The following is a 19228-nucleotide window of genomic DNA, read 5'->3' as shown; positions in this document are numbered from 1 at the left end:
GTCATTCCGACCTCTCACGATGACGATGAATCAAAGAGGACAGGCGGGCACGCTCCTCCTCGGAGAGCGGCCGCACTCGCCGGTGCCTGCGTGCCCGGACAAAGGCAATCACAACCAGGGCGCCTCCTGCTACCAGCGCTGCCGGCAATGCCCAAAGCAGCCACGTGCGCCCGTCAAGGCGCGGATTGTAAAGAACGAACTCGCCAAAACGATTAGCCATGAAATCAAGAATTTCCTTATCCGCACGCCCCTCATGAAGCATCAGCGCTACCCGCTCCCGCATGTCCGCCGCCACCGGCGAATCGGAGCTGTCGATGGCTTGAGCATCACATTTAGGGCACCGCAATGACGCCGTAAGGTCGCGATAACGCTCCGCCATCACCGGATCCTCGAAATGACGCGCATCAATTGCCGTATCCGCCATCGACTGGAACGAGGCCATCAAAAGCACGATGACCACACAGCAACGGATCTTCAGGGTTAGCGCCATTTCTCTACCTCCATCATGACTTCATCCACCTGGGCGGGCGTTATGTACCCAACGTGCTTGTATCGAACGATACCGTCTGCGTCGACCAGGAAGGTTTCGGGCACGCCATACACGCCAATTTCAAAACCCAGGTCACCGGCAGGATCGAAGATGTTGACCTCGAAAGGTTTTCCGAACTCTTCGAGAAACTGTCGCCCCAGGTCACGGGCGTCTTTATAGTTGATGCCCACCATCTGAATGCCGCGCTCGGAGAGCGCCAGTAGCTGGGGCATTTCCTCCTTGCAGGTCGGGCACCAGGATGCCCAGACATTGACCAGAGATATCTGCCCGCGAAGCAGGGATTCATCCACCTCGGTATCAGGGTCCTCCAGCGTCGGGAGCGTGAACGCGGGAAACGCCTGGCCTATCAGGGCTGACTCGCGAGCACTGGGATCCAGCGAAAGCCCCCGGTACAAAAAGAAGGCCAGGCCAACGAATACCAGAAAAGGAAGCAGCAGCAACAGTCGGCGTATCATGCGCGGACCTCGCGCGTCGGCCTCATCGATTCCCCATTAGCGGCGACTGCACGGCGACGACGGTAGCGACGGTCTGCCACGGCCAGCACGCCCCCGGAGGCCATCAGCAGCGCACCCAGCCAAAGCCAGCGTACAAATGGCTTGACCTGTAGGCGCATTGCCCAGCTGCCGTCGTCCAGTTCCTCCCCCATGGCCACGTAAAGGTCCCGCAACAGGCCGGGGTCGAGTGCGACTTCGGTCATCGGCTGCCCTCGGGCAATGTACAGGCGCTTCTCCGGGTACAGGGTGGTGACAATCCGGCCTTCACGGGCAACCTCGATGGTCGCCGTATCGGCGAGGAAGTTGGGCCCCCGACGCTCGCCCAGTTCGGTCAGCGTAAAATCGTACCCGCCCAGATTCACCTGCTCACCGATATCAAGCCGCACATTACGCTCCATGGCGTAGTTCGACACCATCACCACGCCCACGATGGTGACGGCCAGGCCCACGTGGCCGACCACCATGCCCCAGTATGAAGGGGTCAACTTACGCAATCCGGACAGCGCAGAGGACGCATTGCGGACTTTATCAAACAGGTCGCGCACCAACGCCAGTACTACCCACAGGGCCGCCACCATCCCCAGCGCCACGGCGACATTCCACTGGCCGTTGTAAAGAAACGGTATCGATATCGCAATCGCCAGTGCGGCCAAGCCCGCCCCCAGTAGTCGCCGGAACAGCTCCCGACCGGGCATCTGCTTCCAGCGTGAGACCGGCCCCAGCCCCATAAAGGCACACAGCATGACGGTCAGTGGCACGAACAGGCTATTAAAGTAAGGCGCGCCGATACTGACCTTGCCCAGCCCGAGTGCATCCAGGATCAAGGGGTACAGGGTGCCCATCAGGACCGTGATCGTCATGATGACCAGCAAAATATTGTTGATCAGCAACAGAGCATCCCGGGAAAGCCAGCTAAAGCCCGCATTGGCGCTCATTCGCGGCGCCCGTAGCGCAAAGATCAAAAGCGAGACGCCGACCGTTATTCCCAGCAACGCCAGAATGAAGAGCCCCCGAGATGGATCATTGGCAAAGGCATGAACCGAGGTCAGTACCCCTGAGCGCACCAGGAAGGTGCCCAGTAACGAGAGTGAGAACGTGAAAATCGCCAGCAGTGCCGTCCAGCTCTTGAACGTGCCGCGTTTTTCCGTGACCGCCAGTGAATGTATCAGCGCTGTCCCGCTCAGCCAGGGCAGGAGCGATGCATTTTCCACCGGATCCCAGAACCACCAGCCGCCCCAACCCAGCTCATAGTAGGCCCACCAGCTACCCAGAGCGATGCCGAGGGTGAGAAAAGCCCAGGCAATGTTGGTCCACGGCCGAACCCAGCGCGTCCAGGCCGCATCGAGACGCCCCTCAATCAGCGCAGCGATGGCAAAAGCAAAGACCACTGAAAAACCCACATAACCCATGTAAAGCATCGGCGGATGGATGATGAGGCCGACGTCCTGCAACAACGGATTCAGATCGGCACCGTCGGTTGGTATGCCCGGCAGCAAGCGCTCGAAGGGGCTGGACGTAACGACGATAAAAAGCAGAAACCCTGCGCTGACGACACCCAGAACACCCAGAACCCGTGCCAGCATGTCCCGTGGCAACTCGCGGGAAAACAGACTGACGGCAAAGCCCCAGCCACTGAGAATCAGACTCCACAACAACACCGAGCCTTCATGAGATCCCCAGACGGCGGTGAACTTGTAGTACCAAGGCAGCATCGAGTTCGAATTACGGGCCACATAGTCCACGCTGAAATCATCCAGAAGAAAACTGGCGGTCAGGCTGGCATAAGAAACCAGCAGAAAGGCAAATTGCCCCCACGCCATGGGCTCTGCGAAAGCCATCCACAACGGGCGCCGGGTGGCGGCTCCCAGAAGGGGCACGGTCGCCTGAAGCAGCGACAGGCAAAGTGCAATCAGTAAGGCGAATAGACCAACTTCAGGGACTGTCAAGGTAAGCATTTCTGGACCCTGTTCGGGTAGGTTAAGGGTTCGGCGATGACCGAACCTATCGATGAGGGGTTCTCAGGTATTGCTTCGTTCGCCAGCCGCACGACCGGCTGGCGAACGCCTTATCACTTCCGGCCAGGTTGGCGGGTAACGCGCAGATACGGTGTCTGCTCATCCCATCCCTCAGGGAAGCGTTTTTTGGCCTCTTCGTTGGAGAGCGACGGAACGATGATCACATCCTCGCCATTTTTCCAGTCCACCGGCGTGGCCACTTTATGGTTGTCGGTTAGCTGGAGCGAGTCAATAACGCGCAGGATCTCGTCCAGATTGCGCCCGGTGCTGGGTGGATACGTCAGCATCAGACGGATTTTCTTCGCGGAATCAATAATGAATACCGTACGAACAGTCACTTTGGGGTCGGCTTTTGGATGGATCATTCCGTAAAGGTCTGCAACCACCTGATCCTTGTCTGCCAGGAGAGGAAAGTTAAGCCCTGTGCCCTGGGTTTTCTCGATATCCTTCGCCCAGTCGTTATGGGAATCGAGCGGGTCGACAGACACCCCGATCAGCTTCACGCCGCGACTGGCGAACTCGTCCTTGCGCTTGGCGAAGGCGCCGAGCTCTGTGGTACAGACGGGAGTGTAGTCGGCGGGGTGTGAAAACAGCACGGCCCAGTCGTCTCCCAGCCACTCATGAAACTGAATGTTTCCCTCGGTGGATGCGACGGTGAAATCGGGAGCGGTTTCTCCAAGTTGCAATGTCATCGTTTCATTCTCCTTTGCTTTGGCTTTCGTTCTCGGTTCGTCAACACAGACGATATGTTCAAAGTCAACTTTAAGGTAAAGGCGTTTGTCACACGTTTTTTCAGCCAGATCCATCCGGTGCGGCGTTCGTGCCCGATTTTTCGGGTATGAAACTGACATAGAGGAAAAGCACGGTGCCCAGCACAATGGCGATATCGGCAAGGTTAAAGGCTGGCCAGTGCCAGGATTGCCAATAGACATCAAAGGAATCCACAACATAGCCACGAAATATCCGGTCAATCAGGTTGCCCACGGCACCGCCAAGAATAAGACTGTACGCGATGGCTTCTCCCCTGCGGCGGCACTGAAGAATCAACCTGATCAGTACGATCGAGACCACTACCGCGATTGCGATAAGAAAGTAGCGCTGCCAGCCTCCACCATCGGCAAACAGACTGAATGCGGCGCCGGTGTTCCAGACATGAACCCAGTTAAAGAACGGGGTCACCGGAATCGACTCGCCATACGCCATTGACTGCTGGACCAGCCATTTTACAACCTGGTCAGACGCTGCGATCAGGCCGGAAATAGCCAGCAGGGTATACGGCAAGAACTTTTTGCCAGCGATGGACATTTTAACCCTTGAGCGCCAGGATGCGCCTGGCACCGTTGAGTACAATGACCCCCGCGATGCTGCCGATGATCAGGTCCGGATAATTGGAGCCAGTCCAAGCCACCAGTGCGCCGGCGGTAATGACCCCCAGGTTGATGACCACGTCGTTGGCTGAGAATATCCAGCTCGCCTTCATGTGCGCCCCACCCTCCCGATGTTTGGATATCAGCAGCAGACAGGTGGTATTGGCGATCAATGCAATGAACGCAATCCCCATCATTACCAGCGACTCCGGCTCACTGCCGAAGACAAAGCGCCTCACCACCTCTGCAAGTACGCCTACAGCCAGTATCAGTTGGAGTACGCCCGCGAGATGCGCCGCACGCACCTGCGTTTTCACGCTGTGCCCAACCGCATACAGGGCGAGCCCATACACGGCCGCGTCGGCAAAATTGTCCAGGGATTCTGCAATCAAACCGGTGGAGTGCGCGATCAGGCCGGCCGTCATTTCCGCCACAAACAGGACAGCATTGATACCGAGCAACCAACGCAGGGTGCCCGACTCCTGCTCGGCCGAGATAGCCGTACCCCCGAGCGCCTTGATTGATTCAGGGTCGGCAGCGGCCGTTTCCTGAAGCGAAGCTCCCAGCCCGAGGGTCGCCAGCTTCGCGGTGATAGGCTCAGCCTCGCCATCGTGCACAACCTTCAACCGCCGATCAGACAGGTCGAAGGACAGCCCGCGAATGTCTTCAAAACCATTCAGGGCCAGTCGAATCATCCGTTCCTCCGAAGGACAATCCATCTTCGGTACGGTATACACACTGATCCAGTTGCCGGACGCTTCAGAGGCCTCCGACCCGGCGTTACCCTCGGCGGACGTTGCGTCGCAGCCACAGGCGTCTTCACAGGATTTACTCATGATACGGCTCCACTTGAGTATTGTCGGATTATGATTTAAAACCATATAGCCACTATAAGGTCAATAGAGCAGATACCATTTGTTGAGGAGACACCCGATGCGCATTGGTCAGTTGGCGCGGTCCGTAGGGGTTGACACCCAGACCATCCGTTTCTATGAGCGAGAGGGCTTGTTACCACCGCCGGATCGTCAGGACAACGGCTACCGTATTTACACTGAACGGCATGTTGAGCGACTGGCCTTCATCCGGCGCTGCAGAATACTTGAGCTATCACTCGCTGAAATTCACGAGTTACAGCGTTATCAGGGCGCGCCCCATCAGCCTTGCAGGGCCATCAACACCTTGCTTGATGATCACATCGCTCAGGTACGGTCTCAGATAACCGATCTGCAGGTACTGGAGAAACAACTTGTGTCGCTGCGAGCAAGTTGTAACGATGATCGGGAAATTGAGGCCTGCGGGGTTCTCGAAGGGCTCAGCGAAGGAAACATGCAGCAGTAGCCTGAAGCACTTATGCTCAGTATTAGGGTAGCCAGCGCGGAAAGATCAAGATACTTGCGTAGGTGCTGAACATCCGCTCCCTGGCAGAGTTTTTCGGCAACACGTAGCCTGAGTAGTCGGCAGATGGAGCAAGCACTTCATCATGTCTTGTTTCGTTGAAAAGGCTGCATCAACTGCTGCCAGTAGTTCGTTGGGTAATTCGGCTCTGAAGCAATACCGAGATCCTTAGTGCCGATCGTTCGCTCGGAATCGAAGTAAGCCGTGCCTAAAAAGCGATCAGTCAAGGTGGTAAAAAGCCCGAAGTTCACATCACCCTCTTTTGCCGTATTCAAATGATGGAAACGATGTACGGAGTTGATTGCGAGAACCTTTTTCAGCGGTCCGGTAAAATACGCTACATTCGAGTGTTGCAGTAGCAACTGGAGCACAACTGCAACCACCAACAACATCAGGACATTCTGCGGTACTCCTATAATGAGCAATGGTGTCGTTCCGGCAACTGTTTCTATAGATTGATGCAGTGGATGTTTCATAAGCCCATTAAAGCCGTACAACCGTTTTACGCTGTGATGAACAGCATGTAGGCGCCACAGAAACCGGAGGCGATGACTCGCAAAATGCGCCAGGGTGATACCGATATCAGAAATGAGGATTGCCAACAGCAATTGGAAAACCAGTGGCCAGCTGGAAGGCCAGATCGGTGCCAAAACGAGCAATCCTGCAATTAATGGGAGTACAGCTATGCCAATAACATTAAGCGACTCGTTCATGAGTGCATGGAGCATATCGCGCCGCTGATCCTGTTGAGGCTCATTAAACGCCCGATCATAGGGGATAAGTCTTTCAGTGGCGAAAGAAATCCCTATAAACACCAGGATCAAAAACCCCAGCCAACCGGCGTTGAAACCTTCGGCAACGAGATAGACAGCAACACCATTACCCACGAGCAAAAACAACGGCAAATACAAAAGCCTAACTAACCACATTACGTTACGAATCATTCCAACAGTCCTCGCTAACTAGAGCGTTCAGCATCTCACGGATGCACGCAGCCAAATTGAACGAAAGAGCTGATTATTTGGATAAAAGCCGTTGAATAACCGTTGGGGAAACGCCAAATGCCTCAGTAACAGACCTGCAGAAATGGGCTTGATCAGAAAATCCCGAAGCAATTGCTGCATCAGTAAGTGACATCTCGCGCGATAACTCAAACCCGGTTAGTAGCTTTAGCCACTTTCTATAGCTGCGCAAAGGTAAACCGGTACATTCGGTAAACCAGTGGGAAAAATGGCTTGGAGAAAGGCAAACCATTTTCGCCAACTCGGCTCGTGAGACTGATCGTCCTCCCGATGCTTCGGCATTCAATGCTTCTAAAACGTCGCTCAACCTGCTCTTTGGACCAGATGGCTTACTACCCCGGTATTGTCGCTCGAAAGCTTTCAGTGCAATTAACAGGTTTTCGGTGCCAGTAAAGCGAGACAAACACTCCGTAATGAAATCCTCTTCGAGTGCCCGGATGGATCGCTTCGACGGGTTTTTGATATAAGGCAGTAAAGCATTGCAGACATCAAGGTTTGGATCGATGTAAATACACAGTACCCTGGACAGTTTTAATTGATGGGTAACTCCAGCTGGTATCCACAACCCCCTTCTCTCGCACCGTGTTTCACCGGACATGACTTCAACGCTTGCGTCTAAACCGATCACGATTTGATGAGCCCAATGTTTATGGGGCTTATTGTCTCCCGACTCTCCATGGAAGGCGCCCATGCCTGGCTTTATCGCTACGGAGCCGAGCCATGGGTTCAATAAAGTCTTTGGTTTGGTCATCGCCTCATCTCTGCAAAGACAGACTTTCAGTCGGAGTGACCCTCGGTCAGTTCCGAATCCCGTCAATGGCACGGATCATCAAATCCACCATGGCCGGGCTGTCCCATTCCGCGGCACCGACCAGGCGGCCAATTTCGCGACCGTCATGATCAAGCAGCAGCGTTGTAGGAACACCTTCTATGCCTAGCGTTGAGGTCGCCAGTGTGGACGGATCAATATACTGGCGAAGATGCTGAATGCTTGTTTCCCGGTAGAATTTTTCAACAACGCTGATGCCTACGTGGTCAACGGACAGCGCGACCACTTCAAATTGCTCGCCGCCCAGTTTAGCCTGAAGTGAGTCCAGCGTCGGCATTTCCTCACGCCAGGGCAGGCACCAGGTCGCTCAGATATTGAGCAAAATCGCCTTACCCTTAAAGTCAGCCAGTGTCAGCGGCCTGCCGTTTTCGTCTTCAAAAGCCAGCTCGGGCAGAGTGCGAGGGGACTCCCAGATCAGGAACCCCTGGGGCCCCACGGACTTCGGAACCTTCCCTGCAGCCATAACTTGAGCGGCTATGGAAATAGCAAGCGCAAAAAGGACTACGGCGATTCCCCGGGCGGCAGATATGCGCTGGTGACTCATTGGACATTACTCCTGATTACAGTGGTCGGTTTGTTGCCGGCATGGTGCCCCACGCGTTACTCACTCTGTAACAGCTCTTCAATTCGCCCGTGCAGTCGGCCCCAGAACCCATCATCGGCTGCCGCGTTGGGGCCTTTGGCAATGGCCGTCAGGTAGGTCACCAGGTGTTCAGGCTTGAATTTCAATCCATGGAACCGGGCCCGCATCTGCCCTTCCGGGTCAATCACGTGGGTTACCACACCATGGACCTGTACACCCTCACCCGTATCCCTGAACTGAACGCCGTAGGCTTTAGCAAGTTCTGGTGTCAGTTCAGGTGGTTCCATCCTGGCTCGGTAGAGGAATTGCCAGTTGCGGGGATTCAGATCGAAATTCTCGCCGTAGGCACGCATGTTTCTCCGGGTGCCTGCAACATCTTCCCGGTCCGTGGCAATGGTGATGAACACCACCTCTTCACTCAGCCCTTCTTCTTCAACCCCGGTTTGCAACTGCCGGATCAGGTTCATATGCAAAGGGCAGGCCTCGGTACAGCGCGTGTAGAGAAAGTTAAGCACAACGGTTTTGCCGTTTAAGTCGGCAAGGGCAAGGGTATTGCCATCAACGCCTGTAAGATCAAATTCAGGGGCCGGCTGATCCACAAACTGGGCATACCGCTCTTTCTCGTTCAACGAGGCCTCCACATCTTCCATGGAATGGGCCATGGCATTGGTGCTGACCTGGGCAACCATGGCAATCAGCAATTCTGAATACACTGTTCACAGTCATTCTCCATTTGAGTTGTTTTCCGAAGGGAGTCCCGGTTTATTGTGGCTTGATATCGTCCAGATTCAGCGCAACGGGCAGGTCAGCTGGTGCCAGGCAAACGCCCTCGTCACTGCAGGCCTGTACCCGTACCGTCATGTCTAGCTTGCCTGCCTCTTTCAGCGCGGCGGTCTGTTTTTCGTCTGGCAGCAGCCGGATACTCGCACCGTCGTCGTACACCTCCAGGGCGGTGTCACCCAGTGTGATGTCACTGACCCTGCCGCGGGGGTACTGGGTCGGGATGTCAAGCGACTGACCGTTGACCGAAGAACTGGCGACGGTGGGAATCAGTAACTCCATGGAGGCCGGGTTGGCGTTCACGTGCCAGCCCGATTCAATGTCCAGTGTCAGAATAATTTCACCGGTCTCCCCTATCAGGGCTTTGCCGCCTTCCGCAAGATTGAGGCGGACCTTATCGGAAGAATCTGCCAACCCCGTGCGGGCAACTGGCGCCTGGGGGTCGGAATTGGCTCGTTCGGTCTGGGCCGAGCCAGGAGCGTTTCCGGAATTGGTACCGATCAACGTGAACGCCGCGATCGCGATCAGAAAAACCGCTACGCCGGTCAGCAATACTTTGGTTCGGGTTGTCATGGTTCATCTCCAGTAGCTAGCGTTGTGAGTTCTCGGTGCGGTTGATCGCCTCGACCAGGCTGTCGGTATCAAATAGCCCAGTGAAACGGGCGACAACGGTGCCGTCAGCGTCAAAAATCGCCGCAAAAGGTAAAGCCTGCCCTCCCGTTGCGGTTAACAATGCGTCTTTTTCGGGATCGCTTGCTGTCACATCAACCTGAATCGGCACCATGCCGGCCCGCGCTACGGCTTCAGCCACAGCGGGCTCTTTATACACGGTGCGCTCCAGGACCTTGCAGTTGATGCACCAATCGGCAGTGAACTCCAGCAAATACGGTGTGTCCCGGGCTTTTGTGTCCGCCAGGAGTTCTGCGGAGTAGGGCTGCCAGACAAGTTCGTCTTCGCCGCTGCCCAACGGAGATGCGAATACCACTGTCACCGCAAGGGCAAGGCCTGTCGCCGTTGCAGTGATCACGCGAACGGCACCGCTCCCCTGAACGAAACGACGGAGACCCCAGACCAGCACCAGCGCCAGCCAGGCCCACCACAGCCAGGGGTATACCGCTTTGGGCACCAGGCTCGCGCTGAAAAAGACGGCGGCGGCCAGCAATATCAGCGCGAGCACTTCTCGAATGGCCAGAGTCCAGGGCCCCGCCTTGGGCAACCGGCTCAGCCACTTGGGTTTGAGGATCAGTGCGGCGTAGGGCAGCGACAACCCCAGCCCGATACTGCCGAATATCCCCATAGTTACCGGCGCCGGCTGGGTAACGGCAAAGGCTAGGACTCCACCCAGGAAAGGACCAGCACAAGGTGCAGCCAAAACCGCACTCAATAACCCCGATAAGAATGCTTCAGAGTAACGCCGGCCATGGGCCGAGGCGGCGAACGACGGGATCGGAATGGGCAAATCCAGCCACGTGACCACCGCAAACCCGACCAGCAAGGCAACAAGGATACCAACGAACACCGCGGACTGAAACAAAGTGCCCCAGCTCCACTGAAGAAATGCGGTCAATCCGCCCAGCGTCAAGAAAAACGCGAGTGTTCCTGCGGTGAACGCCAATGCGGCCAGCACGCGGTGCGATCGTTGGCTGCCCGCCTCTCGTAAGATAGTCCGGACCTTAATAGGAATCGCGGGCAAAACGCAGGGCGTCAGGTTGAGCAGCAAACCTGCCACTGTCGCCATTAAGAGCTGGCTGGCGATGAGTAAAGAGGGAATGTGATCGATCATTCAGCTATTCCAGCCCTTCCCACGATTCCCGACTGAAACGTCCGGTCTGACCCCGCCATTGGCCGCTTGCATCCTTAAACAGAAGGTTGTTTGAGTGCTCATATCTCTTCTCCATATAGACGCCGCCAATATTAACAGGAGCGAGAGCCACAGCAACGCATCGCTTTCCCGGCTTGTGAGCTTTTTTCTTGATAGCCAATTGCCACATGTAGACAAATCCCTTCCTCCTCATCCGATTTAAAATCTGCTCGCTGTCATGTACCCAAGCGATGATACTGCCGAATTCGACGAAGCAGGAGCAAGCCGAGTCCGAGTGCGATCACGCCAAGGACAGGCCAATCCCGCCAGCGCACATAAGGGGTTGCGCCAGTTCTGGGGGTCACTTCGGCACTGAGGGTGGCTACGCGGAATTGAGGAGCGCGTGTAAGAACCTTTCCCTCGTAGCTGACAGCTGCTGTGATACCCGTGTTCGTGGCTCGCAGTAGGTCACGTCCGGTTTCGATGGCACGCATGCGGACCATCTGAAAGTGCTGGAAAGGGCCGAGCGAGCTGCCGAACCAGGCATCGTTACTGACATTCACCAGCAACTGCGCTTCGGGCAGAAACTCCGTGACTTCAGCACCAAAGACCGCCTCGTAGCAGATGAGTGCCCCTACAGGCACCCCTGCTGCCTTCAGGACGTGCGCTTCCCGTCCCGGTGTGAAATCGGACATGGGCGCCCCGAGCACGTCGAGGGACGAACCCAAAAACTCCCGAAACGGAACATACTCACCGAAGGGCACCAGGTGACGTTTGTAGTAGAAGCCTGAGGGATCGGAGAGGCTTGTCACCGCGTTGTAGGTGCGACCGTCCTCCTCGCGTATCGGGACGCCAATCATCAACGAGGTGCCTGCCTGATCGGCTAACGCCTTAAGCTCAGCAAGATATTCTCTAGCCTCGTCATGCCACATCGGGATTGCCGTTTCTGGCCAAATCACAATGTCGGCCCCGAGATGCTGCTTCGTAAGCGCCTGATAACGGTCCAGCGTGATTCCCCGTGAATCCGGGTCCCATTTTCTGTCTTGCGCGATGTTTCCTTGCAAGAGGGCAATATTGATAGGATCAGCGGCTGGCTGCGTCCACTCATGATCCAGGAGCTGCAAGCTGGCAAGAGTAGCGGTTAACACGGCACCGGCTACCGCTGCACGGCGCAGGCTTGGATTTAAAACAACCCAAGCCAGGCCGCCAGCGAGCAAGGCCACCAGAAAACTCACGCCAAGCACACCAAAGACAGGCGCGATAGTGGCGAGTGTGGTGTCGGTCTGGCTGTAGCCGACAAAGAGCCAGGGAAAGCCGGTTAAGAACCAGGTGCGCATCCATTCACTCAACACCCATGTCGCTGGTAGCCCTAGCCAGAGGGCCGTCGCATCCATCTCAGGGTGCAGGCGGCGTACGAGGTACGCGACGCCCCATGGAAAGAGGGCAAGCAGCGAGACAAAGGCCGCTGTAGCTAACATCCCCACCACGGGGCCATTGCCGTACTGGCTGATGCTGACGAAGACCCAGGAGACACCTACACCGAAGTAACCAAGGCCAAAGAAGTAAGCCGACCATAACGCCTGACGCTTTGAAGGTTGCGCGGTCAGGACAAACAATGCGGCCAGAGCGACCACCGCAAGCCATGCCCAACCAAAAGGGGCAAAGGCAAGCGGCATGGCGCCTCCGGCAAGCAAAGCCATCACCCTCGTTACAAGAGTCTTGTAGCGCATTCCCGTGGATAGGTCGAAGAGTAGCGCGCACTTATCACCCAATGCTCTCGCCTCCGAAATCAAGATCAACCCTGTGGCTCATGCCTTTTTTTGCTCCGCTCAATTCAGTCCGCAGCCACATGGGCCATCACAAGATTTACTCATGACACGGCTCCACTTGAACAATATGGTGTTACCATTCAAAACCATATAGTAGCTATAAGGTCAACAGGGTAGAGAATACGTTGAGGAGAAGCATGATGCGCATTGGACAGTTGGCACGGTCAGTAGGGGTCGATACTCAGACTGTCCGATTCTACGAACGGGAGGGCTTGTTGCCACCGCCAGATCGGCAGGAAAACGGTTACCGTGTCTATACCGAGAAGCATGGTGAGCGACTGGCTTTCATCCGTCGCTGCAGGATCCTCAACTTGTCACTGGCTGAAATTCAAGAATTACAGCACTATCAGGGCGCGCCCCATCAGCCTTGCAGGGCCATCAACGCCTTACTTGATGATCACATCGCTCATGTACGGTCTCAGATAACCGATCTGCAGGTATTGGAGAAACAACTCGTGTCGCTGCGAGCGAGTTGTAACGATGATCGGGAAATTGAGGCCTGTGGGGTTCTCGAAGGACTCAGCGAAGGGAGCGTGCAGTAGTAGCCTGAAGCATTAACCACCCGCTTTTTCCCTTGCGTGAACCCAGTCAGTCCGGAACCCCGGCAATGGCCCGGGTCATCAAGTCCACCATGGCTGGACTGTCCCATTCCGCAGTACCAACCAGGCGGCCAATTTCACGACCGTCATGGTCAATCAGCAGCGTTGTAGGAACACCTTCTATGCCCAGTGTTGAGGTCGCCAGTGTGGACGGATCAATATACTTGCGAAGGTGCTGGATGCCTGTTTCCAGGTAGAATTTTTCGACAACGCTGATGCCTGCGTGGTCAACAGACAGCGCGACCACTTCAAATTGCTCGCCGCCCAGTTTAGCCTGAAGTGAGTCCAGCGTCGGCATTTCCTCACGCCAGGGCAGGCACCAGGTCGCTCAGATATTGAGCAAAATCGCCCTGCCCTGAAAATCAGCCAGTGTCAGGGGCTCGCCGTCCTATTAGTTAGTTAGCTCTATGCTATTTCCCTACCCAAGGAGTAATCATTAGGCCAGTGAGGTTGCTCCTCCATATAGACCTGACATCAACCAGATAATCCGCTGTAGTGAGGGGTTGGTTGCGGCCTTGTGTTACGAACCAATCAACCAAAAAATCCGGGTACCCGTTTATCCCATGCAGCTGGCAACCTGGCTAGAAAGCGGACTTGTAATGGCACTGCATTGCTTCAAATGGTCAGTAGCTTGGCCGAACTGATTGATTCTCGCCGATGCTGAATGCCTATTGACAGTTGTCAATGCCATTCCAAAAGAGGGCATCAAAATATAGAAGGGTAACCTCATGTTCTAAAATAAATTTTTGACTAAACATTGCGTATTGATAAGACATAAGACATGGGAAAAGCGCCGGGCTGGGAAAGCCGGCTGAAACAAGGGCATCGAAGCAGCTGATTAGCTGACCGGAAGGCATCACCGTGCCGATAAAGACTGCGTTTGACATGGGAACCTCAAAAGCTGTGTATATATACAGTAATTGGCTTGGGTCGATCACGCAATGGCTGAAATGTTTCTAGCGACGCAGGTTGTCGTCTGGCCTGATAAAATCAATACAGGCAGGGCAGGAACAACAGGAAGGGGTAAGCCAAGGTTGGTATTTTCAATTTTTCGAGAAAAATTTGGGCCTGACATTGAAGAAGAAAGCGTTGATGCGTTTGACAGAGGGCGAATAGTGCATGGTGGTGCTTTCGAGCTCGGCAAAAGCCGGAAGCATTGACAGGTTCAAAGGAGCCTAAAGTCTGTGATCAATTACTGGGTGATTAGTATTCAACGGGTACTACCCAGTTACTGTTGATTCTCCTGAAGCGGGAAGCGTATTTCACGATGGGGCGCTGGGTTCATAACGGGTGAATATGGTCACCTGTATGGAAGAGTCTTGGGCTGGTGCTTTGGGACTAATGGTCGATCAGATGAGACGGTGTGTGCATATTCCGAATAGTGCGGAGTACCGATACAACCATGAGGCTTGAAGCGGCAAGGCTGATGAGCTGCCAAATTTGTCCTTCAGGGCAAGCTATCTGTGCAGGGTTGCGACTAAGTCTTACGGGGTGCGTCAGCGAGGATTCACCATCAGAGAAGGTAGAGATTATTTACCGCATTCTGGCACCATGCCTGTGGAGTCTTAGCCACCTGATAGCTAATGCTCGGGTAATTACACACGAATCTAATGCTGACGAGAGCGCTGTGGGATGACAGAAAATGGAGAGCGCTGCCGACGGCATTATCAGTCAGTGTACGAACGGAGTCAGCCAAAGCTCAACAAGGGCCGTGCTCTTGATGAAAGCTTGCATCATTTCCTTGATCAGCGTCCAGCGCGCAAAAAACAGTCAGCAGTTGAGCGGGCGCAAGGCTTGGCGACGGCATCGTTTTGGCTTGATGCGGATGCTGTTGCTCAATCCGAACTCGCCAGCCTGGCGCTTAGCCGGGCCTTGCACTTCGATACTGCAGTCAGCGTCGAGCTGTTGTTGCACCTTGCCAGCCATAACCCAGAGGTCCTCAGATGGGCGATTCGCTATTCGAAGCTGTTCGAGCGTACTACGTCGCCCTTATTGTTGGCGTTTCGCGCAGTGGTTGCGGGGGTTGACTGGCAAATATTCTTCGGTGTCTGTGATCGGTTGTTGGATCAGCTCAAACCCTTTGATGAACTGATCGCTAGTGCTGAAAGGCAGCTAAAGCAGTTGTCAGATCACCCAGCTGCGCCCAAGTCTCATGAGCTCCAGGCTTTGAGCTTTGCTGCTCAGCAGCAAATTGCCTGAGCAGAGCATCACAGACGCCTGCCATGACTGCCAGCGTGCTCAGGTTCTGCCTGTGCAGAAGGGTTGCAGTGTCACAGATGCAGCATGTGTTGGTTTGCATAATGTCGTTTCTCCTGTGCTGGTGGGGGTTAAATCAGGCCGCGCTCTGCAAAGCTCACTGAGTCTGTGCCGCCAATCACCAGGTGATCGAGCAGACGGACTTCAACTGTGTCCAGGGCTGTTTGCAGGCGTTTAGTGAGCGCTATATCAGCAGCACTTGGTTCCGGCCTGCCACTGGGGTGGTTATGCGCGAGGATTACCGCAGCGGCATTGGCATTCAGTACGCATTTGATGATCTCCCGTGGGTAGACGCTGGCGCTGTCGATGGTGCCGTAGAAAAGGGTTTCAAAGCCCAGTACCCCGTGTTGGCTATCCAGCAGGATCAGACCAAAGACCTCACGCTCCTCACGGGCCAATGTGGCCATCAGGTAATTCTTCACGTGTTCCGGACTGGTCAAGTAGTTGCTGCGTTTGAAGCGGGCTTCAAGAATGCTTTGCGCCCAACTCAGGACATCTTTTTCCGACAAAGGGATGCCGGCAGGCGGCGCAATGGCCGCCTGTTTGGCTGATTTCTGCATGTTTAACTCCAGAGTGTTTAAGGTTGGTTGCTAGGTGCCACTGGTTGATCCTGCAGGCTGTGGGTGCGCTGCAGGATCAGGTCGTGCAAAGTGGGTTTGTCACGTTTTGGTTTGCGGCTGCTGTAACTCGAAATAGCCGTTGTCTGTGGCGTAGAGGTGACTGTGGCTTCAGGGTAGAACTCCTCCAGGACCTGCTCGGCTTCCTCATCACTGTCCTCAAAGGCGCCATTAAGGAGGCCATCTCGAGCTGCTGCATCCAGGGCGGTTTGATCAAAGCCTGCATCGCGCCGGGCACGGTCCAAGGTATTGGCCTGGGCAAGGGCTTCCTCCATAGACAGGCCTGTGCGCAGGATCAGATCCACGTAGTAGATCGGTGTGCCATGGCTCTGCCGTGTGGATTTACCGCGCAGACGGATCTCCAATGGCAAACATGCCAGGCGATCACCCGAGAGCGCCTGCAGGTAACTGAGCCTGGCCGACAGCGTTCGAATGCTGTTGAAGCCCGTAGTCCTGAATACAAAGCTTCCCAGCAGGTCATCATCCCCAATGGCCACGTTAAGCCGGCCATAGGGTTTGCAGTTACCACCCTTGGCTAAAGGACAGCCATCCGGGCTGGGGCAGGGCAGTGATTGCAGCCCTTCACTGGTAGAGCGTTTACAGGTCTCTCCATTGCCCACACACAGCGGTCGGCCACTGGTACGATCAAACAGGCAGTATTCAGCTCTGAAATTTAGATCAGGATCGTTGAACAGTAACCGCACCGGAATACTGCGGATCTTGCCGCCTTGATCCTTGCGCAGATGCTCATCCAGTGGGTGCAGGACCCAGCCATCTCTGGTTTGTACCTGTGAGGTGATGGTGAATTGATCGTCTTTTTCCGGCAGACGCATGCCGTTCTTCTCGACAACCTTGCCGATAGAGATGCGCCCGAGCACGGGCGGCGTGATAGCCAGACCTTTGATCATGGGAATGCTCCTTGGGAATAACGAAAAAGGGCAGATCGCTGAGTGAGCGGACTGCCCTGGATGGGGTTGATCAATTGATCAGAAATCGCCTGCTGCCAGGCTTGCTGATCTGGTATTGGGTTTTCAGGTCAGGGTGCGCCTTGAACAGGGCCTCCATATCCACTGCGGTGCCATCCTTGGCTTTCTTCCAGGTGATAGAGCCATTGGCAAACACAGCTTTACTGGCTGACCCCATGGATTCTTGCAGGCGCTGCTTGAGAACAGATTCTCGAGTGTTCAGATCAGAGAGTGACTGCCGTACCTGCTTGAGCTCGGTATAGGTCTCGTTCAGGGACTGATCCTGAGAGAGGTCGATAACCACACCGGTGTCTTCCGGATAGAGCAGACGCAGTGCCATATCAGCTGAGTCAGACCCATCGGCTGGGGGCGGTGTGTCGGTTTCAACGTAATGCCAGAATTGATGTTCCAGCTCGATCAGGTGCTGGATCAAGACCTCATCCCTTTCGATCCGGTACACCTCAAGCTGTTGACCGCCCAGAAGCACAGCCACATCAGCCGCTTGCTTGCCGGTGACTGCCAACTGATGCATGACCTGCACCTCAACATACTTGGGTACGCCGTCACGCCAGAGCCTCGCGCCATTGATGCCAGCGGTCTTACACTCAAGGATCTGCACTTCAGCACTGCCAACCACCTCACGGTCTATATTGGCGAGCATCCAGGGGATCTCTGGGTGTTGCAGGACGGCGTTCACCTTGCGAACCTTGTTCCCCGTGCGTCGCTGATACTGGGAAGCAACCACGGGTTCCAGCACCACACCCCAAAATACCGGAGTGCTGTCATCGTCCTGGTTGGGTTTGGCCAGGCCCTGGTCGCGGTTGGTTTTCTCCAGCCACAGCTCAAGCTGCGACTTGTAGGGGTTCAGGCCAATGGCTGCAGAGGAGTCAGAGCTGCCAATGCCACGCTTGCGTACATCGAGCCAGTCTTCACGGTTCAGATCCTTGGTGCTGACCAGGCGCAGGACGCCTCGGCCTGGCTTATTCGCCAGAGAGGCAGGGGTAGATTGGGTTGTGTTCATGATGTCTCCAGACGCAAAAAAGCCCGGTCAGCGGTGGCTGCCGGGCTTATGTCGTTAAGGGTGATTTAGGTGGTGTTTGGTGTGATAGTCCAGAGCCGTGAATCAAGCAACCAGGGCCATGGCCTGATCCAAGGCTTTCTGCTTCAAGCTGGCGCCTTGGCCGAACCAAGCAGAGTCCAGGCGGTGATCCACGCTGCGTGCCCGTTTATCGTGGTCAACGTATTCGGTGACCGCATTGAGCAGGCCCCATGCGGTGTTATGCGCTGACTCCAGCTTAGAGCCACGTCCTTTGCCAGCAAACAGATCCTGTACCTTCTGCAGAGCCCGATGCTGGTTCAGCTCACGGCGATCATCGACATCCTCATCGGCATCGCAGATGACCTGCAGGAAATAGCCCAAGGCCTCACCTGAGTTGACCTTGCGTTGGCTGAGGGTTTTCATGCGATACATAAAGTCATCCCACTGCGCTACCGAAACACCCAGCTGACGCTTGACGGCCTGAGCATCGAACTCAGTGCTATGGGGCACACGGATCGATTGCGCCGAGCCGTCCAGTGCGATGGCCAAGGTGTTGTTGCAGACCACGCGCACCGTTGTAGGTGTGGCCACCGTCGCCAGGCTCCCATCACAGGACGTAGCCAGCAGCAGGTAACCATTGACCAGATCGTTGCCCTTGAGCATCGATGCTTGCCCCGTCCGTGCCAAGGCCCAGAGCTTGCGACCGCCCTTGAGCACACCTGCTGTCTCCAGCTCGAAACCTGCGTACTCAGTCAGATCCCGGTAGAACTCCAATACATCGAAGGGCTGGACCACCTTGTAACGCTGCGAGACCACAGACAAAGGCGCCTTGGTATCTGATCGGTAAAGCACCTTCTGATCCGGAAAGGTGTGAATGCTGCCCAGATGGGCTGCTGAATCCGACAGAAAACGCACAGGGGTCTCCTCGATGTGCCAGTTCATGCCGGCCTCATGCTGCCATACCTCCAGCGGCTGATGACGGGACAGTTTGTTACCCAGGCCATGCCAGGGTGTTGAACCAACGAAAGCCATATTTTCAATTTGATGTGCCATGGTGAAATCTCCATAACGGCATAAACCGCCTGAG

General features: G+C 55.4%; 23 protein-coding genes. 4 read left to right on the top strand and 19 right to left on the bottom strand.

All coding sequences use genetic code 11. The annotated features are described in order from the left end of the window. Position 1: 1 nt before the first annotated feature. From AC1XYH_RS14355 to AC1XYH_RS14330, 6 genes are all read right to left on the bottom strand, one after another. Positions 2-490 carry a cytochrome c-type biogenesis protein gene (locus AC1XYH_RS14355; RefSeq protein WP_022964276.1) on the bottom strand — a complete coding sequence of 163 codons (489 nt, stop codon included), beginning with the start codon at positions 488-490 and terminating at the stop codon, positions 2-4. Beyond that, positions 481-1005 (bottom strand): DsbE family thiol:disulfide interchange protein, encoded by a 525-nt coding sequence (locus AC1XYH_RS14350; RefSeq protein ID WP_022964277.1) that lies wholly within the window; start codon positions 1003-1005, stop codon positions 481-483. Before AC1XYH_RS14350 ends, AC1XYH_RS14355 begins: the two co-directional genes overlap by 10 nt. Beyond that, positions 1002-2999: a heme lyase CcmF/NrfE family subunit gene (locus AC1XYH_RS14345; RefSeq protein ID WP_123891176.1), complete on the bottom strand. Its 1998-nt coding sequence runs from the start codon at positions 2997-2999 to the stop codon at positions 1002-1004. The genes AC1XYH_RS14350 and AC1XYH_RS14345 overlap by 4 nt, the downstream gene beginning before the upstream one ends. Before the next feature lie 113 nt (positions 3000-3112). Next, the gene (locus AC1XYH_RS14340) at positions 3113-3751 is read right to left on the bottom strand and encodes a peroxiredoxin (protein WP_123891182.1); all 639 of its coding nucleotides are present in this window, start codon (positions 3749-3751) and stop codon (positions 3113-3115) included. 100 nt (positions 3752-3851) lie between these two features. Next, entirely contained in the window at positions 3852-4364 is a 513-nt protein-coding gene (lspA, locus tag AC1XYH_RS14335; RefSeq protein WP_123891175.1) for a signal peptidase II, read from the bottom strand. A 1-nt stretch (position 4365) separates the two neighbouring features. Next, complete coding sequence (locus AC1XYH_RS14330) at positions 4366-5262, bottom strand: cation efflux transmembrane domain-containing protein (protein WP_123891174.1); 897 nt, start codon at positions 5260-5262, stop codon at positions 4366-4368. 97 nt (positions 5263-5359) lie between these two features. Between AC1XYH_RS14330 and cadR (AC1XYH_RS14325) the strand changes: the two genes are divergently transcribed. Then, complete coding sequence (cadR, locus tag AC1XYH_RS14325; RefSeq protein ID WP_096346791.1) at positions 5360-5764, top strand: Cd(II)/Pb(II)-responsive transcriptional regulator; 405 nt, start codon at positions 5360-5362, stop codon at positions 5762-5764. 140 nt (positions 5765-5904) lie between these two features. Here cadR (AC1XYH_RS14325) and AC1XYH_RS14320 read toward each other — a convergent pair whose 3' ends face one another. The 8 genes from AC1XYH_RS14320 to lnt all read right to left on the bottom strand — a co-directional run bounded on the left by AC1XYH_RS14320 (position 5905) and on the right by lnt (position 12512). Further along, positions 5905-6765 (bottom strand): sterol desaturase family protein, encoded by an 861-nt coding sequence (locus AC1XYH_RS14320; protein ID WP_339847880.1) that lies wholly within the window; start codon positions 6763-6765, stop codon positions 5905-5907. 73 nt (positions 6766-6838) lie between these two features. Continuing rightward, positions 6839-7594: an AraC family transcriptional regulator gene (locus AC1XYH_RS14315; RefSeq protein ID WP_096346789.1), complete on the bottom strand. Its 756-nt coding sequence runs from the start codon at positions 7592-7594 to the stop codon at positions 6839-6841. A gap of 46 nt (positions 7595-7640) precedes the next feature. Next, complete coding sequence (locus tag AC1XYH_RS14310; RefSeq protein ID WP_483323829.1) at positions 7641-7949, bottom strand: TlpA family protein disulfide reductase; 309 nt, start codon at positions 7947-7949, stop codon at positions 7641-7643. A 30-nt stretch (positions 7950-7979) separates the two neighbouring features. Continuing rightward, on the bottom strand, positions 7980-8216 hold the full coding sequence (locus tag AC1XYH_RS14305; RefSeq protein ID WP_483323828.1) for a TlpA family protein disulfide reductase: 237 nt from the start codon (positions 8214-8216) through the stop codon (positions 7980-7982). A gap of 56 nt (positions 8217-8272) precedes the next feature. After that, positions 8273-8968, bottom strand: a complete 696-nt coding sequence (locus AC1XYH_RS14300) for an SCO family protein (protein WP_011784891.1) — start codon at positions 8966-8968, stop codon at positions 8273-8275. Between the two features lie 49 nt (positions 8969-9017). Then, a complete protein-coding gene (locus AC1XYH_RS14295; RefSeq protein WP_096346787.1) occupies positions 9018-9608 on the bottom strand; it encodes a protein-disulfide reductase DsbD domain-containing protein in 591 nt (196 codons plus the stop codon). Between the two features lie 16 nt (positions 9609-9624). Next, positions 9625-10815: a protein-disulfide reductase DsbD family protein gene (locus AC1XYH_RS14290; protein WP_096346804.1), complete on the bottom strand. Its 1191-nt coding sequence runs from the start codon at positions 10813-10815 to the stop codon at positions 9625-9627. A gap of 257 nt (positions 10816-11072) precedes the next feature. Then, positions 11073-12512 carry an apolipoprotein N-acyltransferase gene (gene lnt, locus AC1XYH_RS14285; RefSeq protein WP_036992120.1) on the bottom strand — a complete coding sequence of 480 codons (1440 nt, stop codon included), beginning with the start codon at positions 12510-12512 and terminating at the stop codon, positions 11073-11075. Between the two features lie 293 nt (positions 12513-12805). Here lnt and cadR (AC1XYH_RS14280) point away from each other — a divergent pair, with 293 nt between their 5' ends. Next, positions 12806-13207: a Cd(II)/Pb(II)-responsive transcriptional regulator gene (cadR, locus tag AC1XYH_RS14280; RefSeq protein WP_022964291.1), complete on the top strand. Its 402-nt coding sequence runs from the start codon at positions 12806-12808 to the stop codon at positions 13205-13207. A gap of 46 nt (positions 13208-13253) precedes the next feature. Here cadR (AC1XYH_RS14280) and AC1XYH_RS14275 read toward each other — a convergent pair whose 3' ends face one another. Continuing rightward, positions 13254-13562 carry a TlpA family protein disulfide reductase gene (locus AC1XYH_RS14275; RefSeq protein ID WP_339847973.1) on the bottom strand — a complete coding sequence of 103 codons (309 nt, stop codon included), beginning with the start codon at positions 13560-13562 and terminating at the stop codon, positions 13254-13256. Positions 13563-14205: 643 nt separating this feature from the next. Here AC1XYH_RS14275 and AC1XYH_RS14270 point away from each other — a divergent pair. After that, positions 14206-14424 carry a hypothetical protein gene (locus AC1XYH_RS14270; RefSeq protein WP_483323827.1) on the top strand — a complete coding sequence of 73 codons (219 nt, stop codon included), beginning with the start codon at positions 14206-14208 and terminating at the stop codon, positions 14422-14424. Positions 14425-14896: 472 nt separating this feature from the next. Next, entirely contained in the window at positions 14897-15463 is a 567-nt protein-coding gene (locus AC1XYH_RS14265; RefSeq protein ID WP_483323826.1) for a hypothetical protein, read from the top strand. A 128-nt stretch (positions 15464-15591) separates the two neighbouring features. Here AC1XYH_RS14265 and radC read toward each other — a convergent pair whose 3' ends face one another. The 4 genes from radC to AC1XYH_RS14245 form a co-directional block, all read right to left on the bottom strand. Next, positions 15592-16080 carry a RadC family protein gene (radC, locus tag AC1XYH_RS14260; RefSeq protein WP_339649586.1) on the bottom strand — a complete coding sequence of 163 codons (489 nt, stop codon included), beginning with the start codon at positions 16078-16080 and terminating at the stop codon, positions 15592-15594. A 17-nt stretch (positions 16081-16097) separates the two neighbouring features. After that, on the bottom strand, positions 16098-17045 hold the full coding sequence (locus AC1XYH_RS14255; protein ID WP_483323825.1) for a recombination directionality factor: 948 nt from the start codon (positions 17043-17045) through the stop codon (positions 16098-16100). Between the two features lie 70 nt (positions 17046-17115). After that, positions 17116-18123: a YqaJ viral recombinase family nuclease gene (locus AC1XYH_RS14250; protein ID WP_483323824.1), complete on the bottom strand. Its 1008-nt coding sequence runs from the start codon at positions 18121-18123 to the stop codon at positions 17116-17118. Positions 18124-18225: 102 nt separating this feature from the next. Continuing rightward, positions 18226-19194, bottom strand: coding sequence for a DUF932 domain-containing protein (locus tag AC1XYH_RS14245; protein ID WP_483323823.1), 969 nt, complete (start codon positions 19192-19194; stop codon positions 18226-18228). Positions 19195-19228 lie beyond the last annotated feature (34 nt).

The sequence above is a fragment of the Pseudomonas sp. GW-45 genome (genome assembly GCF_056896675.1).
This window is presented reverse-complemented; position numbering and strand designations above follow the sequence as displayed.

Coding starts and splice junctions, on each gene's coding strand:
- AC1XYH_RS14355 (WP_022964276.1), bottom strand. CDS start 490: ATGGCGCTAACCCTGAAGATCCGTTGCTGTGTGGTCATCGTGCTTTTG.
- AC1XYH_RS14350 (WP_022964277.1), bottom strand. CDS start 1,005: ATGATACGCCGACTGTTGCTGCTGCTTCCTTTTCTGGTATTCGTTGGC.
- AC1XYH_RS14345 (WP_123891176.1), bottom strand. CDS start 2,999: ATGCTTACCTTGACAGTCCCTGAAGTTGGTCTATTCGCCTTACTGATT.
- AC1XYH_RS14340 (WP_123891182.1), bottom strand. CDS start 3,751: ATGACATTGCAACTTGGAGAAACCGCTCCCGATTTCACCGTCGCATCC.
- lspA (WP_123891175.1), bottom strand. CDS start 4,364: ATGTCCATCGCTGGCAAAAAGTTCTTGCCGTATACCCTGCTGGCTATT.
- AC1XYH_RS14330 (WP_123891174.1), bottom strand. CDS start 5,262: ATGAGTAAATCCTGTGAAGACGCCTGTGGCTGCGACGCAACGTCCGCC.
- cadR (WP_096346791.1), top strand. CDS start 5,360: ATGCGCATTGGTCAGTTGGCGCGGTCCGTAGGGGTTGACACCCAGACC.
- AC1XYH_RS14320 (WP_339847880.1), bottom strand. CDS start 6,765: ATGATTCGTAACGTAATGTGGTTAGTTAGGCTTTTGTATTTGCCGTTG.
- AC1XYH_RS14315 (WP_096346789.1), bottom strand. CDS start 7,594: ATGACCAAACCAAAGACTTTATTGAACCCATGGCTCGGCTCCGTAGCG.
- AC1XYH_RS14310 (WP_483323829.1), bottom strand. CDS start 7,949: ATGCCGACGCTGGACTCACTTCAGGCTAAACTGGGCGGCGAGCAATTT.
- AC1XYH_RS14305 (WP_483323828.1), bottom strand. CDS start 8,216: ATGAGTCACCAGCGCATATCTGCCGCCCGGGGAATCGCCGTAGTCCTT.
- AC1XYH_RS14295 (WP_096346787.1), bottom strand. CDS start 9,608: ATGACAACCCGAACCAAAGTATTGCTGACCGGCGTAGCGGTTTTTCTG.
- lnt (WP_036992120.1), bottom strand. CDS start 12,512: ATGCCGCTTGCCTTTGCCCCTTTTGGTTGGGCATGGCTTGCGGTGGTC.
- cadR (WP_022964291.1), top strand. CDS start 12,806: ATGCGCATTGGACAGTTGGCACGGTCAGTAGGGGTCGATACTCAGACT.
- AC1XYH_RS14275 (WP_339847973.1), bottom strand. CDS start 13,562: ATGCCGACGCTGGACTCACTTCAGGCTAAACTGGGCGGCGAGCAATTT.
- AC1XYH_RS14270 (WP_483323827.1), top strand. CDS start 14,206: ATGGCTGAAATGTTTCTAGCGACGCAGGTTGTCGTCTGGCCTGATAAA.
- AC1XYH_RS14265 (WP_483323826.1), top strand. CDS start 14,897: ATGACAGAAAATGGAGAGCGCTGCCGACGGCATTATCAGTCAGTGTAC.
- radC (WP_339649586.1), bottom strand. CDS start 16,080: ATGCAGAAATCAGCCAAACAGGCGGCCATTGCGCCGCCTGCCGGCATC.
- AC1XYH_RS14255 (WP_483323825.1), bottom strand. CDS start 17,045: ATGATCAAAGGTCTGGCTATCACGCCGCCCGTGCTCGGGCGCATCTCT.
- AC1XYH_RS14250 (WP_483323824.1), bottom strand. CDS start 18,123: ATGAACACAACCCAATCTACCCCTGCCTCTCTGGCGAATAAGCCAGGC.
- AC1XYH_RS14245 (WP_483323823.1), bottom strand. CDS start 19,194: ATGGCACATCAAATTGAAAATATGGCTTTCGTTGGTTCAACACCCTGG.